Origin of the sequence: Stenotrophomonas rhizophila (assembly GCF_003751305.1) — a bacterium.
In the GTDB taxonomy this organism is placed as follows: domain Bacteria; phylum Pseudomonadota; class Gammaproteobacteria; order Xanthomonadales; family Xanthomonadaceae; genus Stenotrophomonas; species Stenotrophomonas rhizophila_B.
The window spans coordinates 444,592-460,320 of record NZ_RJKV01000002.1; the positions used below are offsets into that span (position 1 = coordinate 444,592).

A 15,729-nucleotide genomic window follows, 5' to 3' on the forward strand; every position below is an offset into this window, starting at 1 on the left:
CCCGGCAGTCAACGGATCAGCACGACGGCGCGCATTGGCCGGTGGGACCGCAGTCCGTCTCGCCGGCACAGCAGTTCTCGGTGAGGTAGCTGATGAGGCCATTCATCGCCTTGAAGTCGGCGCGGTAGCAGATGCTGCGCCCGCGCGACTCGGCGCTGACCAGGCCCGCCGCGCTCAGTTCCTTGAGGTGGAAGGACAGCGTGGCACCGGGAAGGCCGAGGTCGGCGGCTATCTCTCCGGCCAACCGCCCCCCCCGGCCGGCCTGGACCAGCAGGCGGAAAACGCTCAGGCGGGTGTTATGACCGAGGGCGGCAAGGGCGTGGGTTGCGGTGTCGTGTTCCATGTTTCTAGAATAGTCGAACAATAAATCCGGAGCAACCTCATGTCCTTGCTGCCCAACCCGATGCGCACCCACGCATGAAGGCCGTGATCTACCACAACCCGGACTGCGCGACCTCGCGCAATGTGCTCGCGCTGATGCGCCATGCCGGCGTGGCGCCGGAGGTGGTGGAGTACCTGCGCACCCCGCCGGATCGTGAGCGTTTGATCGCACTGATCGCCGCCGCAGGCCTGCAGGTTCGCGATGCGCTTCGCCAGAAAGGCACCCCGTACGCCGCGCTGGGCCTGGCCGATCCAACGCTGGAGGACACCCAGCTGCTGGATGCGATGCTGGCCCATCCGATCCTGATCAACCGGCCCTTCGTGCAGACCGAACTGGGGGTGCGCTTGGCGCGACCCTCGGAGACCGTGCTGGAGATCCTGCCGCCGGTGCAGGCGCCGTTCCGCAAAGAAGATGGGGAGGTGGTGATCGACGCCCACGGTCGGCACGGCACAAAAAAGCCCGGTCGATGACCGGGCTTCTTCATCCAGGCGTGCGCAGTGCTTACCAGCGCATGCCCGCGAAGGGGTTCCAACTGGTGTCGCCCTTCACTTTTTCCAGGTAGTACGAGTAATTGGTGGTGAGCGCGATCAGCACCGACCAGGCCATGCCGATCGCCCGGCCGACCACGTCCGGCAGGAACGCCAGGATCACCATCAGCACGAGGGTGATGCCCAGAATGGTGAGCGCCTTGCGCCACATACCCAGGATCAGCAGGTAGATCCAGCTGAAGAACAGCGCGAAGAAGTTGAAGTTGATCTTGATCCTCTGGCCGAACGTCAACGTCTTGAATGCGGCCTTGAAGCCAGGCGAATTGGGGGCGCCGTGCTGTTCGAAGAAGTTGAAGCGGAACTGCCACTTGGGGCTGAGGGGGGAAGCAGTGTTGGAATCCATATCCGAATCGTTGTTTGAAAACGATTACATGATAGCGGGGCGACCTGGAAAAGCGCCACTTTTTCGGTGCATCCCACCCCCTCCAGCAGGTACGGCGGGCGCCGTCACACATTCGTCCCGCTTTTCCGATAGGGTGCGCAATCCGCGCGGCCGGAAGCCCCGCGGGCAATGCGACGTCAACGAGATGCCCTTCCATGTCCAGTGATGTAATGACCCCCGAGCGCCCCCCGGCAGGACCGCAGATTGCGCCGTGCCCGGTGGCCACCCAGGCGCAACATCTGCTTGCCCACCTGCAGTTCTCGCAGGTGAGCGCGCGCGCCCTGTCGCGCCTGCCGGTTGATGCCGACCTGGCCATCGCCGCGCCTACCGTCTGAGTGGATGCACCTTGCCAGGCCCTCCGTCTGGCGACCTGCTTGCCCTACCTGCTGCCTCGATTCCGGGGCGGCTCGGCCATGCGCGGCCGACTGGCGAACTGCGCAACGCCGGCATCTGCTGTGCCGGGGACAGGGGTAAGACATCCCTTCTCTGGACTGTCGTGTCCGATGACGATCATCTGTAAGATGAATGGGGAGAGGCCCATGGCACAGGCCCTGCGCCTCCGTGGTCCTGCGACGCTGCCCACTTGGCTCGATCCAAAAGCTGAATGCGGAGAAATCACCGGTGAAACCTTCGCACCCACCTTACATTTCGCGCCATAGACTGAGCCGCATTTTTCGTCTCAAGTCGGTTGGAGAGTTCGTGGGTTCCGGTAGTCACAGACAACAGCGGCGTGCCGGTGATCGGCCCGCACCGACAGGACGAATGCGTGCCCTCCGGCGCGTCGCGCTCAGGACGCCCCTTTCCGCATCTTGCATCTCCGGCCTGGCACGCCCTGCACAGGGACATCGCGCATGAGTACCCAGACCCTCCACGCCCGACTGGATGCCGGTCGGGCGACGTTGCCGGCCGAGTCGCCGTTGCCGATGCCCGAGCAGTCCCTGCGTGAAGGCCAACTACAGGTCCGGCGTCAGCGCACCGCGCCGCGGATGATCGGGCTGCGCCGCTTCTACATCCTGGGTGGCACCGCCGCGATGACCGCCGCCGCCAGCCGGATGATGTGGAAGGTGCTGGCCGTCAACGGCATCAGCGTGCTTGAAGCCTGCCTGCTGGTCTTGTTCGTGGGCCTGTTCGCCTGGATCGCGCTGTCCTTCGCCGGGGCCGTGGCCGGCTTTCTGACCGCGGTGTTCGATCGTGGCTACAAGCTGGGGATCGATCCGGACGCGCCGCTGCCGACCGTGCACACCCGCACCGCGCTGCTGATGCCCACCTACAACGAGGACCCGCGTCGGCTGTTGGCCGGCCTGCAGGCGATCTATGAGTCGGTCGCCGAGACCGGCCAGCTCGAGAACTTCGATTTCTACGTGCTCAGTGACACCCGGCGAGACGACATCGGGCAGGCCGAGGAAGAAGCCTTCCATGCGCTCTGCGATGCGGTCGGCGGCCATGACCGCATCTTCTACCGTCGCCGCGGCGACAACAGTGGGCGCAAGGCCGGCAACATCGCTGATTGGGTCCGCCGTTTCGGCGGTGCCTACCCGCAGATGCTGATCCTGGACGCCGACAGCCTGATGACCGGCGACACCATCGTGCGCCTGGTCGCGGGCATGGAACACAACCCGGATGTCGGTCTGATCCAGACCCTGCCGGCGGTGGTCGGTGGGCGCACCCTGTTTGCCCGCATGCAGCAGTTCGGCGGGCGCGTATACGGCCCGGTGATCGGCCGTGGCGTGGCGTGGTGGCATGGCGCGGAGAGCAACTACTGGGGTCACAACGCGATCATCCGCACCCAGGCATTCGCCGAGCAGGCCGGCCTGCCGCTGCTGCCGGGCAAGGAGCCGTTTGGTGGCCATGTGCTCAGCCACGATTTCGTCGAAGCCGCGTTGATGCGCCGTGGCGGCTGGGCCACCCACATGGTGCCGTACCTCAAAGGCAGCTACGAGGAAGGCCCGCCCACGCTCACCGACCTGCTGGTCCGCGATCGCCGCTGGTGCCAGGGCAATCTTCAGCACGCCAAGATCGTCGGCTCAAAAGGCCTGCACTGGGTCAGCCGCATGCACATGCTGGTCGGCATCGGGCATTACTTCACCGCGCCGATGTGGGCGATGCTGATGCTGATCGGCATCGCGATTCCCCTGTTCCAGGGCGGCATCGACCTCAATGAAGTGCTGCATCTCTCGCCCGGCGTGTACTGGCGCCACCAGGACGAGACCCAGGTGATCCGCATGTTCGCGATCACCATGGTGGTGCTGCTCTCGCCCAAGGTGCTGGGTTATCTGGCGATGTTGCTGGAGCCGGTCGAGCGCCGTGGCTGCGGCGGCACGATCCGCGCGTTCATCTCGATGCTGCTGGAGACCATCCTCGCGGCACTGATGGCGCCGGTGGTGATGTACGTGCAGTCGCGCGGTGTGGCCGAAGTGCTGGCCGGCAGGGACTCGGGCTGGGATGCGCAGCAGCGCGACGATGGCGGTGTGTCCTGGTCGGCATTGGCGCGTGGCTATGGGGGCTTGAGCGTGTTCGGATTGTTCATGGGCGCGCTGGCCTACGCGGTTTCCCCCTCGCTGGCCGCGTGGATGGCCCCGGTGGTGATCGGCATGGTGCTGGCGATTCCGGTGGTGGGCTTCACCTCTTCGCGCACCGCTGGCGTCTGGATGCACCGGCTGGGCCTGATGGAGATCCCCGAAGAATCGGCGCCGCCCAAGGTGCTGGTGCGTGCGGCCGAACTGCGCCGCGCCGCCGCCGAGGCACATCCCGCCGGCTGATCACGTCACTCCAGGCATCGCCCCCATTGCGGTGGGGCGCGGTCATAATGCGGCTTGAACGTACTGGAGCCGCCTGATGCTGGATACCGTGGAAAACGAAACCGGCGCCGACCCGCAGTGGTCGGTGCTGTGGCTGCATGGCCTGGGTGCCGATGGCCATGACTTCGCCCCGATCGTGCCCGAACTGGTCCGTCCGCACTGGCCGGCGATCCGCTTCGTGTTCCCGCATGCCCCGGTGCAGCCGATCACGATCAACAACGGTGTCCCGATGCGCGCCTGGTACGACATCGTCAGCGCGGACTTCCGTTCGCGCGCCGACAGCGCCGGTGTGGACGCCTCCATCGTGGAACTGGAGCTGCTGATCGAACGCGAGGTCGCCCGTGGTATTCCGCCCGAACGGATCCTGCTGGCCGGTTTCTCCCAGGGTGGGGCGGTGATCCTGAGCGCGCTGCTGCGTCGTACGCGTCCGTTGGCCGGGCTGATCGCGCTGTCGACCTATCTGCCGGATCCGGCCAAGGCGGCGGCTTCCCGTGTGGCCGGTGCGATCAGCGTGCCGGTGTTCATGGCCCATGGCACGCAGGATCCGGTGATCCCGGTGGCGATCGCGCGGGACACCGCGCAGACCCTGGAAACCCTCGGCCTGCCGGTGGAGTGGCACACCTATACGATGGCCCACCAGGTATGTGCGGAAGAAATGCACGCGCTGGGCGAGTGGCTCGAGGCGCGCTTCGCCGCCTGACGCCATGAACGACCCGCGCCAGCAGTCCTGGTTGCCCGAGCTGTGTCGCCTGCCGCGACTGGCGGCGATGCTGGGGTTGGCCGAGCTGGTGGTGGTGGTGGTGGCGCTGGCACCCGATGGCAGCCGTCACTGGACGCTGTCGGACTTCCTGTCCGCCAGCGGCTTCGCGCTCTGGCTGGCGCTGGCGGTAACGGTCAGCCTGTGCAGTCTGCGTGCGGTGCTCTCGCGGCTGCCGGAACTGCCGGGCATGGTGCTGGTGGTGGTGATGACCGGGCTGATCGCCGGTGCCTGCGCGGCGATCGTGCACGCGCTGTATGGCGTGCTCGGTGGCAGCAGCTTCGCCCAGGCGGTCGGCTTCTGGCGTTTTACTCTCGGCAGCGCGGCGATGACCGCCTTGATCACGGCGCTGGCGTTGCGCTACTTCTACGTCAGTGATCGTGGCAGCGCACAGATGCTGGCCAACGCGCGCGCCCAGGCCGACGCGCTGCAGGCACGGATCCGCCCGCACTTTCTCTTCAACAGCATGAACCTGATCGCCAGCCTGTTGCGCCGCGATCCGGACGTGGCCGAGCGCGCGGTGCTCGATCTGTCCGACCTGTTCCGCGCCGCGCTTGGTGCCGGCGATGGCGATTCCACGCTGCAGGCCGAGTGTGAACTGGCCGAGCGCTACCTCTCGATCGAGTCGCTGCGCCTGGGGGACCGCTTGAAAGTGATCTGGCTGCGCGACGAACCGCTGCCCTGGTCGTTGCCGATGCCGCGGCTGGTACTGCAGCCGCTGGTCGAAAATGCCGTGCTGCATGGCATCTCGCGGGTGCCCGCGGGCGGTACGATCGTGCTGGCACTGTCCAGTGACGGGACCAATCTGCACATCCGCGTGCGCAACCCTGCACCGGATCCGGCCACGCGCGGCCTGCCGCTCCTGCAGGGCGCCGGGCATGCACAACGCAACATCGCCCATCGCCTGGCCTGGCGCTTCGGCCCGGCCGCGCGGATGACGGGGGCGTGGGCCGACGGCTACTATGCTTGCGAAATCACGGTCCCGGTCCAGTGAGGAAACTGTCTTGAAGGTGGTGATCGCCGACGACGAACCGCTGGCCCGCGAGCGGCTGCGCGCCCTGCTGGCCGATCAGGCCGGTATCGAGGTCGTGGCCGAGGCGGAGAACGGGGAACAGGCCCTGCATGCCTGCGCCGAGCTGCAGCCGGACCTGGTCCTGCTCGATATCGCGATGCCCGGCCTGGATGGACTGGAGGCGGCCCGCCACCTGGCCACCTTCGAGCCGCGTCCGGCCGTGGTGTTCTGCACCGCCTATGACGCCCATGCGCTGTCCGCGTTCGAGGCGGCGGCCATCGATTACCTGATGAAGCCAGTGCGCCCCGAGCGCCTGGCCGCCGCACTGGAGCGGGCCCGCACCTTCCTCGCCGGTCGCAGCGGTCCACCGACGGCCGCCAGCCAACAGGCGCGCACGCTGCTGTGCGCACGCCTGCGGGGCAGCCTGCGCTTGATCCCGGTCGAGGACATCCACTACCTGCAGGCCGAAGAAAAGTACGTGGTCGTGCATCATGCCCGCGGCGAGGACCTGCTGGAAGAATCGCTGAAGTCGCTGGAAGAGGAGTTCGGCAACCGCTTCGTGCGTATCCACCGCAATTGCCTGGTGGCCCGCCATGAACTGGTGGAGCTGCGACGAAATGGCGCAGGCCAGGTCCAGGCGGTGCTGCGCCACGGGCACGCGCCGCTGGAAGTCAGCCGCCGTTGCGTGGCCAGCCTGAAGCAGGACCTCAAGCATCTTTGAGTGTGGGTGTGCCGGACCGTTGGTCGATACGCCCCTGTGCGTCGATAATGGCGCCATGAAGACCCTGCGCATCGCCACCCGAAAGAGCCCGCTTGCCCTGTGGCAGAGCGAATACGTCGCCGATCGCCTGCGTGAGGCGCATCCGGGGCTGGAGGTGGTGCTGATCCCGATGAGCACGCGCGGCGACGAGGTGCTGGACCGCTCGCTGGCGGCGATCGGTGGCAAGGGCTTGTTCCTCAAGGAACTGGAGCTGGCGATGCTGCGCGGTGACGCGGATTGCGCCGTGCATTCGCTCAAGGATGTGCCGATGGAACTGGATGCGCCATTCGCGCTGCCGGCGATGCTCCCCCGGCATGATCCTGCCGATGGCTTCATCTCCAATCTGTATGCCTCGCTGGACGCGCTGCCGATCGGTGCACGCGTCGGTACTTCGTCACTGCGCCGCCAGGCCCAGCTTCGCGCGCTGCGTCCGGATCTGGAGCTGTCGGACCTGCGCGGCAACGTCAACACGCGGCTGGCCAAGCTCGACAACGGTGGCTACGACGCCATCGTGCTGGCCGTGGCCGGGCTGGAACGCCTCGGCCTGGGCAACCGCATCGTGGCGCGCCTGGCCGCGCCGGCGTGGTTGCCGGCACCGGCGCAGGGCGCGGTCACGGTGGAATGCAATGGCGACGATGCCGGTGTGATGGCGCTGTTCGCTGCGCTCGACCATGCCGACACGCGCGCCTGCGTGGAAGCCGAGCGCGCCATGAACCGCGCGCTGCATGGCAGCTGCCACGTGCCGGTCGCCGGCTTTGCGCAATGGGAAGGCGAGAATCTGTTCCTGCAGGGCCTGGTCGGCGGTGTCGCCGATGGTCGCATCGTGCGCGCTGAGGCGCGTGGCCCGGCCAGTGATCCGGAGACGCTGGGCCAGCGCGTGGCGCGCGGCCTGCTCGATGCCGGTGCCGGGGAACTGCTGGGCGTCTGAATCGAGGGTAGTGCCGGCCGCTGGCCGGCACTGCATCGCGTGGTGGGCGCGGTGCGCCCGCCCGATTACTTGAACTTGTAGACCACGTTCATGGTGGTCAGCGTGTCGGTCTTGCGCTTGTCTTCGGCGACGTCGCTGTTGTGACGTGCCTGCCAGCCGGCCTTCAGCGCCAGATGTTCGTTCATGCTCACCGACACGCCGAAATCGTTCTGCGCGAAGGTGTTGTACGAGCCCGACTCGACCAGCAGCGTGTTCACCAGATCGGTGTTCGGGGTCAGCGTGTACTTGAGATCGAACAGGCCGCGGCCGATCAGGCCGGTACGGGTCGCGTCGTCTTCGGTGTTGTGGGTACGGCGCACACCGGGACCGATCTGCGCGTCCATGTAGAAGCGCTCACCGTCGATGATCCGGGTGCCGTAACCCAGACCGAACGAGCTCTGGCGGTCGTAGGTGGCGAAATCGTCGCGCTCGTAACGCACCGTGGCGGTGATCTGGCGGTGCTCGCCCAGCTGCAGCGCGCTGCCGGCACTGCCGGTGTAGCGGTTGGCGGTGGTGTTGCGGCGGCGGATGGTGGTGCCGTCGTCTTCGGTATCGGTGTATTCCGAGCGCGAGCGCAGGCCGAACAGGTCCATGCTGTGCACCCAGTCATCGTCGGTGTAGCGCAGGCGCAGACGACCGTTGAAGCTCTCGGTATTGCTGTTGCCGCGGGCCGAGGCAAAGCCCAGTTCACCGCCACTGCCGCTCCAGGGGGAGGTCATCGCTGCCAGTTCGGCAGCGTCCTGTGCATAAACCGCCGGGGCGCAGAGCAGCAGGGGAACAAGCAACGAAACGCGCAGGGACATCAACGGTTCTCCGTGATCGGACAAGGGGGAGGGACAACAAGGGGGGGATGATACTTGATGCGTTCTGCGTCACATTCGGCGGCGAGCCCCGGCTTTAGGACCCGTTCGGCCTGGATCCCTGTTCAGGGAACATCGATACGCAGCGAGGCGTCGTCGAAGCGCGAGTAGGTGACGGTGATGCGGAACGGTTGACCGTTCGTCTCGCCCTTGCGCTCGATCTGCACCGGCAGGCCCTGCGCATTGACCCAGTACAGCAGGCCGTCGGGGGCCGCAGTGGCGTGGCGCACCTCGTATTTATGCGCGCGCTGGCCACCGGCGCGGTCCTCGCCAAGATCGCGCACCGTCAGCTGCGCTGGCTCCAGATCGTCCGGCAGCGGGTTGCGCCACTGCGCCAGCATGCCTTCGGGCACCGGAATCTGGCGCACTTCGCCGGCACGCTGCAGGAAGAAGGTGCCGCCGATGATCGTCTGCGGGCCATCGTCGGTGATCAGCCGATAGCGGTCCGGCGCCACGTAGTCCATCTGCGCCTCCAGGGCGCGCGGGCCCTGCATCTTCATCACCGCGTGGAAGCTGCGCAGCTGGCCGAAGCGCTGGCTGGCCGCCAGCACGGTGGCCACCGGATCGGCGGCCGGTGTCGTCGCCGTCGCGGCAGGTACCGCAGCCACGGGCGTTTCACTGCGTCCGCAGCCACTGAGCAGCAGGGCGGCGGCGGACAGGGCAAGGGCGGGCAACAGGCGCATGACGGGCGGCAGCAGGCGGTGGGGGCCCCACGATAGCCGAAGATGCAGCCGAAGCCGCCACAACGACGGCGACTCGGACATAATCGGGTCATGGACCGATATGAACGCATCAACGCCCTGCATCGCCTGCTCAAGTCCGCCCGTTACCCGGTAACGGTGGCGGCCCTGCAGGAAAAACTGGAGTGTTCCCGCGCGACTGTCTACCGCGACCTGGCCTTCCTGCGCGATGCGCTGATGGCGCCGGTGGAAGGCGACGGCGAGGCGGGCTTCCGCTACCAGGCCGACGAAAGCGACCGCTTCGAGCTGCCGGGCCTGTGGCTCAGCTCGGAAGAACTGCACGCGCTGCTGGCCTCCCAGCACCTGCTCTCGCGCACGGGGGGCGGCGTGCTCTCCTCCGTGCTGGCCCCGCTGCAGCAGCGCATCGAAGGCCTGCTGGCCGCGCAGGCCGGCGTCTCCAGCTGGCCGGTCGACCGGGTCCGGGTGATTCCGCACCGCGGCCGCAAGTTCGATGAAGCCAGCTTCCGCGCGGTCGCCTCGGCGGTACTGGAGCGCAAGCAGCTGGCCTTTGAGTACCGGGCCCGCTCCACCGATGAGGCGACTCAGCGCACCGTGTCGCCACAGCGCATGACCCATTACCGCGACAACTGGTACCTCGATGCCTGGGATCACGGCCGCGAAGGCCTGCGCAGCTTCGCGGTGGATCGCATCTACAAGGCACGCGTGATCGATACCACCGCCCGTGATGTGGATGAGACCGAGCTGGACGAGCAGCTGGGCGCCAGCTACGGCATCTTCTCTGGGCCGCCCAAGGGCTGGGCCACCATCGTGTTCAGTGCCAAGGCCGCACGCTGGGTGGCCGATGAGCATTGGCATTCCAAGCAGCAGGGCCGTTTCCTGCCCGATGGCCGCTATGAGCTGAAACTGCCTTACAGCGTCTCGCGCGAACTGCTGATGGACGTGCTGCACTACGGCTCGGACGCGGAAATCGTGGAGCCGGTGATGCTGCGCGAACAGGCCAAGGCGCTGCTGGCACTGGCGCTGACCAGCTACGAGTAAGCCGGCCGGGCCGGCATCGGCTCATGCCGTGGGGTCATATGCCCCGGATTCCGCAAGGGCCGGGGCGTGCGGTATCGTGGGGCGTTGCTGCCCTTACGGATCCCGCTGCCCCCATGAAAAAGTACCTGCTGCTCCCGTTGCTTGCCGCTTCGCTGGCTCTGGCCGCCTGCGGCAAGCCGGCCAATGATTCCAAGAAGCTGGTGGTTGCCGCCACCGCGGTGCCGCACGCCGAGATCCTCGCGGTGGTCAAGCCGATCCTGGAAAAGGAAGGCCTGACCCTGGACGTGCGCGTCTTCAATGACTACGTGCAGCCCAACGACCAGCTGGTGCAGAAGCAGGTTGACGTGAACTACTTCCAGACCGAGCCCTATCTGGACGCCTACAACCGGGACCGCAAGACCGACCTGGTCAAGGTGATCGGCGTGCATATCGAGCCCTTCGGTGCGTACTCGCGTCGTTTCAAATCACTGGATGCCCTGCCCAACGGTGCCGACGTGGTGATCCCCAACGACCCGAGCAACAACAGCCGCGCGCTGATCCTGCTGCACAAGGCTGGCGTGATCACGCTCAAGGACCCGACCAATGCGTTGGCGACCCAGCGTGACATCATCGCCAACCCGAAGCAGCTCAAGTTCCGCGAGCTGGACTCGGCGATGCTGCCGCGCGTGCTGGACCAGGTGGATCTGGCCCTGATCAACACCAACTACGCGCTGGATGCCGGGCTCAACCCGACCCAGGATGCACTGGCGATCGAAAGCAAGGATTCGCCGTACGTGAACTTCCTCGTCGCGCGTCCGGACAACAAGGACGATGCCCGCGTGCAGCAGCTGGCCAAGGCCCTGACCGGCCCGGAAGTGAAGGCTTTCATCGCCGAGAAGTACAAGGGCGCGGTCCTCCCGGCATTCTGACCGGCACCCACGGTAGAGCCACGGCATGCGTGGCTGGCCGCGCCCGCGCGGCAATGATCGCCGACGCGGGCCTCACCCCACGCGGAACCCCATCGTCGCCTCCACCGCCTGCTGCCAGCCGCTGTAAAGCGCCTCGCGCTGATCCACCGGCATCTGCGGGGTGAAGCGGCGGTCCACCGCCCATTGCTCGGCGATCTCCGCCCGGCTGCGCCAGAAGCCGGTGGCCAGCCCGGCCAGGTAGGCCGCGCCGAGCGCGGTGGTTTCGGCCACCTGCGGGCGCAGCACCGGCACGCCCAGGATGTCGCTCTGGAACTGCGCCATGAAGTCGTTGGCGATCGCGCCACCATCGGCGCGCAGCTCCTTCAGTTCGATCCCCGCGTCGGCCTGCATCGCCGCCAGCACGTCGCGGGTCTGGTACGCCATCGATTCCACCGCCGCGCGGATGAAGTGCTCCTTGGTGGTGCCGCGGGTCAGCCCGAACATCGCGCCGCGCACATCGCTGCGCCAGTACGGCGCCCCAAGCCCCACGAACGCGGGCACCAGGTACACGCCGCCATTGTCCGCGGCACGCTCGGCGTAGGCCTGGCAATCGCTGGACTTGCCGAACATGCGCAGCCCGTCGCGCAGCCATTGCACCACCGAGCCGGCGACGAAGATCGAGCCCTCCAGTGCGTACTCCACACGTCCATCGATGCCCCACGCGATGGTGGTCAGCAACCCATTGTCGGAGCTCACTGCCTTCTCGCCGGTGTTCATCAGCATGAAGCAGCCGGTGCCGTAGGTGTTCTTGGCCATGCCCGGTTCGAAGCAGGCCTGGCCGAACAGCGCGGCCTGCTGGTCGCCGGCGATGCCGGCAATGGGCAGGTGCTGATCGAAGAAGAACTGCGCCCGGGTGGTGGCATACACCTCGCTGGAACTGCGCACCTGCGGCAGCATCGCGCGCGGGATGTTGAACATCGCCAGCAGTTCATCGTCCCACTGCAGTGCATGGATATTGAACAGCAGCGTGCGCGCGGCATTGGTGACATCGGTGACGTGCGCCTGGCCGCCGCTGAGGTTCCAGATCAACCAGCTGTCGATGGTGCCGAACAGCAGCTCGCCGCGCTCGGCGCGTGCCTGTGCACCCTCCACGTGATCGAGGATCCAGCGGATCTTCGTCGCCGAAAAATACGCATCGATCAACAGCCCGGTCTTGCGCCGGATCAGCGGCTCGTGGCCGTCGGCCTTGAGCTGCTCGCAGATCGCATGGCTCTGCCGCGACTGCCACACCACGGCGTTGTGGATCGGCTGGCCGGTAGCCTTGTCCCACACTACCGTGGTCTCGCGCTGGTTGGTGATGCCGATGCCGGCGATCGTGCGCGGGTCGACCTGGTGGCGGTTCAACAGCTCGGTGATCGTGGTGTAGACGCTGGTCAGGATTTCGCGCGGGTCATGCTCCACCCAGCCCGGCTGCGGGAAGATCTGGGTGAACTCGCGTTGCGCGCTGCCGGCGATGCGCCCGGCACGATCGAACAGGATGGCGCGCGAACTGGTCGTGCCCTGGTCGATGGCGAGCACGTAGTGCTTGTCCATGGTCTGCTCCGTGGAAATCGATGCCGTGAGGCGTAACAGGCGTACAGCCTACGGCATCGAAACACGCGCCTGCAGCGTGGCGGCCAATGCCTCTCGTTGTGCCGCGTCCACGCGCAAGCCCAGGTGGCTGCGGCGCCACAGCACGTCGTCAGCCGTGCGGGCCCATTCGTGCGCGATGAGGTAGTCCAGTTCGCGGTCGTAGAGGCCGCCGCCGTGGTCCTGGCCCAGCGCGTCGAGTGTCTGTGCGCCGGCGAGCAGCCCGACCGCACGGGTGCCGTAGCTGCTGGCCAGACGCTGCAGCAGAGCAGGGGGCAGGCGAGGGTGGTCACGCTGCAGCGCCTCGGCCACTTCAGCGGCCGTGCCGCCATCGCCCCCCGGCAACGGCGGTCCACCGGCGGTCCACGCCGCGCCCATCTCCGGCAGCGCAGGTGAGAGCCGCCCCAGCGCGTCCTCGGCCAGTGCGCGGTAGGTGGTGAGCTTGCCGCCCAGCACGCTCAGCAGCGGCGCGCCAGCCGTATCCAGCTCCAGCCGGTAGTCGCGCGTGACCCGCGATGCATCGCGGTGATGATCGGCCAACAGGGGGCGCACCCCGCTGTAGCGCCAGACGATGTCCGCGGCGCGCACCGGAACGCGCACGAACCGGTTCACCGCCTCGAGCAGGTAGGTCTGGTCGTCGGCGCGGGGCTGCACCTGCGCCGGGTCGCCGTCGTAGTCGGTATCGGTGGTGCCGATCAGGGTGAAGTCCTGTTCGAACGGAATCGCGAACACCACCCGCTGGTCGGGTTGCTGGAACAGGTACGCACTGTCATGGGCGAACAGGCGCGGCACCACCAGGTGGCTGCCCTGCACCAGTCGCACTCCCAACGGCGCATCGAGTCCGGCCCGTTCCAGCACGGCACCGGCCCACGGCCCACTGGCATTGACCACGCAGCGGGCGCGGATGCGCTGCACGTCGCCGTTGGCGGTGCGCAGTACGGCCCACCAGTGATCGTGGTGGCGGATCAATTGTTCGCAGCGGGTGCGTGTGCGGATGTCGGCGCCGCGCTGATGGGCATCGAGCGCGTTGAGCACCACCAGCCGGGCATCGTTGACGCGTGCATCGGCGTAGGTGAAGCCGGTCCGGTAGGCGGGCTGCAATGCAGCGCCGCTCCGATCGCGCTGCAGGTCGATGCGCTGCGAGCGCGGGAAATGGGGATTGGCGTGGCCAAGGTGGTCGTAGAGCCACAATCCTGCGCGCAGCATCCAGGCCGGGCGCAGGTGGCGCGCATGCGGCAGCACGAAGCGGGTCGGGAGGATCAGATGCGGTGCAAGCCGGCGCAGCGTTTCGCGCTCGTTGAGCGCCTTGCGCACCAGCGCGAACTCGCCCTGCTGCAGGTAGCGCAGGCCGCCATGGATCAGCTTGGTGCTGGCGCTGGAAGTGTGCGCAGCCAGGTCATCCTGCTCGCACAGGCAGACCGACAGGCCGCGTCCTGCTGCGTCGCGGGCGATGCCGGCGCCGTTGATGCCCCCGCCCACTACCAGCACGTCGAAGGATTCGCTCATCGGCTCCCCGGGGCGGACCGGTCGGGTCCATCGTCACCCCAGTGTCGGCCACCGGCCGGCAACGCCCGATGAAAGTGGCGGGCCCCACAACGACAACGGGCCCGCGAGGGGCCCGTTGTGCGTACTGCGTGGACGCGGAACGGCGTGCTTAGAAGCGCGCGCCGATGCCGAAGCCTACGGTCCACGGATCCAGCTTGGCCTTGTCGCCGGTGCCTTCACCGTTGACGGTCAGCTCCGGGCGCGAATGCATGTAGCGGGCATCGGCACGGGCGAACCAGGTGCTGTTGATGTTCATGTCCACGCCGACGGTGCCGATCGCGCCCTTGGCGGTCTTCACGCCGATGTGGCCGATGTCGCTGGCGAGGTCTTCATTGCTGAAGTTGGACTCGTAGTAACCGGCGCCCACGAACGGACGGAACACGTTGTCGGCCTGGCCGAAGTGGTACTGGCCGCTCAACGCGATCGGCTGCTGCTCGACCGTGCCCAGGCGGGCGCCATCAGTGCCGCGCACGCGGTGATCGAACTTGTCGGCTGCGCCCCACAGTTCCACGGCCCAGTTGTCGTTGATGTAGTAGCTGAAGCTCAGGGTCGGGGCCGGGCCGCCGTCCACCTTGCGCACGCCATCGAGCGGATCGTTCTTCGGCTGCAGCAGCGAGACGCCGCCGACGACGGCGAAGTGCTTGCCAGAAGCGGTATCAACAGTGCTGTCCTGCGCGAAAGCAGCCGGCGCAAAAGTAAGAGCAGTCAGGGTAGCCAGGGTCAGGGTACGGATGGAGCGCATGGGGGAATCTCCTCAGGATGTTTTTGTTCTGGGCCCCGGTGTTGTGGGGCGAGGCAACCGTAGTCCTCGCAATCTGAATCGCGTCCGACGCACGTTAAAATTTAGTTGTTTCCATTCAGCGATCAGTGCAAAACCGCTGTATTTACAGGCGATCATGCAACTCCTGACATTCATGCATCTGGCGATGGTGTGATGAAAACGACAACGTGCATCGGCTTCCCTGCGCAGCTGAACGTCGACTGCCGCGTGCTGGTACTCGGTTCGATGCCAGGTGTCGCATCACTGCAGGCGGCGCAGTACTACGCCCATCCGCGCAATCGTTTCTGGCCGCTGATGGGCGTGCTGTGCGGAATCGACGCGACGCTTTCTTATCCGGATCGCGTGCGCGCATTGAACGCGCGCGGTGTGGGCGTGTGGGATGTGATCGGGCAGTGCGAGCGACGCGGCAGCCTGGATGCGTCGATCGTGCGCGGCAGTGAAGTGCCCAATGCGCTTGGGGCACTGATCGACGGATTGCCTGCGCTGCGTGCGATCGCCTGCAATGGCGGCACCGCGTACCGGGCGTTCCAGCGTTTCATCGTGCCGGCGCTGCTCGATGCGGCGCGCGAGGTGCCGGTCTGGTCGCTGCCCTCCACCAGCCCGGCCAACGCGGCCTGGCCGTTGCCCCGGCTGGTGGAGGCATGGCAACCGCTGGCCGATGCCATCCGGCGCTGAGGCGGGG

Annotated in this window: 17 protein-coding genes; 10 read left to right on the plus strand and 7 right to left on the minus strand. The window is 66.9% G+C overall.

The features are described from left to right. Nucleotides 1-16: 16 nt before the first annotated feature. Nucleotides 17-343, minus strand: coding sequence for an ArsR/SmtB family transcription factor (locus EDF74_RS10545; RefSeq protein WP_123730086.1), 327 nt, complete (start codon nt 341-343; stop codon nt 17-19). Nucleotides 344-417: 74 nt separating this feature from the next. Between EDF74_RS10545 and arsC the strand changes: the two genes are divergently transcribed. After that, nucleotides 418-852 carry an arsenate reductase (glutaredoxin) gene (gene arsC, locus EDF74_RS10550; RefSeq protein WP_123730087.1) on the plus strand — a complete coding sequence of 145 codons (435 nt, stop codon included), beginning with the start codon at nt 418-420 and terminating at the stop codon, nt 850-852. 31 nt (nt 853-883) lie between these two features. On the opposite strand, the gene EDF74_RS10555 is transcribed toward arsC, so the two are convergent. Beyond that, a complete protein-coding gene (locus tag EDF74_RS10555) occupies nt 884-1,273 on the minus strand; it encodes a DUF2628 domain-containing protein (RefSeq protein ID WP_123730088.1) in 390 nt (129 codons plus the stop codon). A gap of 194 nt (nt 1,274-1,467) precedes the next feature. On the opposite strand from EDF74_RS10555, the gene EDF74_RS18120 reads away from it, so the two are divergent. The 6 genes from EDF74_RS18120 to hemC all read left to right on the plus strand — a co-directional run bounded on the left by EDF74_RS18120 (nt 1,468) and on the right by hemC (nt 7,567). Then, nucleotides 1,468-1,647 carry a hypothetical protein gene (locus EDF74_RS18120; protein ID WP_148045943.1) on the plus strand — a complete coding sequence of 60 codons (180 nt, stop codon included), beginning with the start codon at nt 1,468-1,470 and terminating at the stop codon, nt 1,645-1,647. 516 nt (nt 1,648-2,163) lie between these two features. Further along, on the plus strand, nt 2,164-4,071 hold the full coding sequence (gene mdoH / locus EDF74_RS10560; RefSeq protein WP_123730089.1) for a glucans biosynthesis glucosyltransferase MdoH: 1,908 nt from the start codon (nt 2,164-2,166) through the stop codon (nt 4,069-4,071). Between the two features lie 73 nt (nt 4,072-4,144). Next, the gene (locus tag EDF74_RS10565) at nt 4,145-4,810 is read left to right on the plus strand and encodes an alpha/beta hydrolase (protein WP_184997286.1); all 666 of its coding nucleotides are present in this window, start codon (nt 4,145-4,147) and stop codon (nt 4,808-4,810) included. A 4-nt stretch (nt 4,811-4,814) separates the two neighbouring features. After that, a complete protein-coding gene (locus tag EDF74_RS10570; protein ID WP_123730091.1) occupies nt 4,815-5,861 on the plus strand; it encodes a sensor histidine kinase in 1,047 nt (348 codons plus the stop codon). 10 nt (nt 5,862-5,871) lie between these two features. Next, nucleotides 5,872-6,600 carry a LytR/AlgR family response regulator transcription factor gene (locus EDF74_RS10575; RefSeq protein WP_123730092.1) on the plus strand — a complete coding sequence of 243 codons (729 nt, stop codon included), beginning with the start codon at nt 5,872-5,874 and terminating at the stop codon, nt 6,598-6,600. 55 nt (nt 6,601-6,655) lie between these two features. Then, nucleotides 6,656-7,567 carry a hydroxymethylbilane synthase gene (gene hemC / locus EDF74_RS10580; protein ID WP_123730093.1) on the plus strand — a complete coding sequence of 304 codons (912 nt, stop codon included), beginning with the start codon at nt 6,656-6,658 and terminating at the stop codon, nt 7,565-7,567. Nucleotides 7,568-7,632: 65 nt separating this feature from the next. Here the strand turns inward: hemC and EDF74_RS10585 are convergent, their stop codons facing one another. Further along, complete coding sequence (locus EDF74_RS10585; protein WP_123730094.1) at nt 7,633-8,409, minus strand: DUF481 domain-containing protein; 777 nt, start codon at nt 8,407-8,409, stop codon at nt 7,633-7,635. A 122-nt stretch (nt 8,410-8,531) separates the two neighbouring features. Then, on the minus strand, nt 8,532-9,149 hold the full coding sequence (locus EDF74_RS10590; RefSeq protein ID WP_123730095.1) for a hypothetical protein: 618 nt from the start codon (nt 9,147-9,149) through the stop codon (nt 8,532-8,534). Between the two features lie 90 nt (nt 9,150-9,239). Between EDF74_RS10590 and EDF74_RS10595 the strand changes: the two genes are divergently transcribed. Beyond that, nucleotides 9,240-10,205 carry a helix-turn-helix transcriptional regulator gene (locus EDF74_RS10595; RefSeq protein ID WP_123730096.1) on the plus strand — a complete coding sequence of 322 codons (966 nt, stop codon included), beginning with the start codon at nt 9,240-9,242 and terminating at the stop codon, nt 10,203-10,205. 113 nt (nt 10,206-10,318) lie between these two features. Then, nucleotides 10,319-11,113 carry a MetQ/NlpA family ABC transporter substrate-binding protein gene (locus EDF74_RS10600; protein ID WP_121040102.1) on the plus strand — a complete coding sequence of 265 codons (795 nt, stop codon included), beginning with the start codon at nt 10,319-10,321 and terminating at the stop codon, nt 11,111-11,113. A 72-nt stretch (nt 11,114-11,185) separates the two neighbouring features. On the opposite strand, the gene glpK is transcribed toward EDF74_RS10600, so the two are convergent. The 3 genes from glpK to EDF74_RS10615 form a co-directional block, all read right to left on the minus strand. Then, a complete protein-coding gene (glpK, locus tag EDF74_RS10605; protein ID WP_123730097.1) occupies nt 11,186-12,685 on the minus strand; it encodes a glycerol kinase GlpK in 1,500 nt (499 codons plus the stop codon). A 48-nt stretch (nt 12,686-12,733) separates the two neighbouring features. Beyond that, nucleotides 12,734-14,227 (minus strand): glycerol-3-phosphate dehydrogenase, encoded by a 1,494-nt coding sequence (gene glpD, locus EDF74_RS10610; RefSeq protein WP_123730098.1) that lies wholly within the window; start codon nt 14,225-14,227, stop codon nt 12,734-12,736. Nucleotides 14,228-14,375: 148 nt separating this feature from the next. Beyond that, the gene (locus EDF74_RS10615; protein ID WP_123730099.1) at nt 14,376-15,008 is read right to left on the minus strand and encodes an OmpW/AlkL family protein; all 633 of its coding nucleotides are present in this window, start codon (nt 15,006-15,008) and stop codon (nt 14,376-14,378) included. 192 nt (nt 15,009-15,200) lie between these two features. Between EDF74_RS10615 and EDF74_RS10620 the strand changes: the two genes are divergently transcribed. After that, nucleotides 15,201-15,722, plus strand: a complete 522-nt coding sequence (locus EDF74_RS10620) for a DNA-deoxyinosine glycosylase (protein ID WP_123730100.1) — start codon at nt 15,201-15,203, stop codon at nt 15,720-15,722. Nucleotides 15,723-15,729 lie beyond the last annotated feature (7 nt).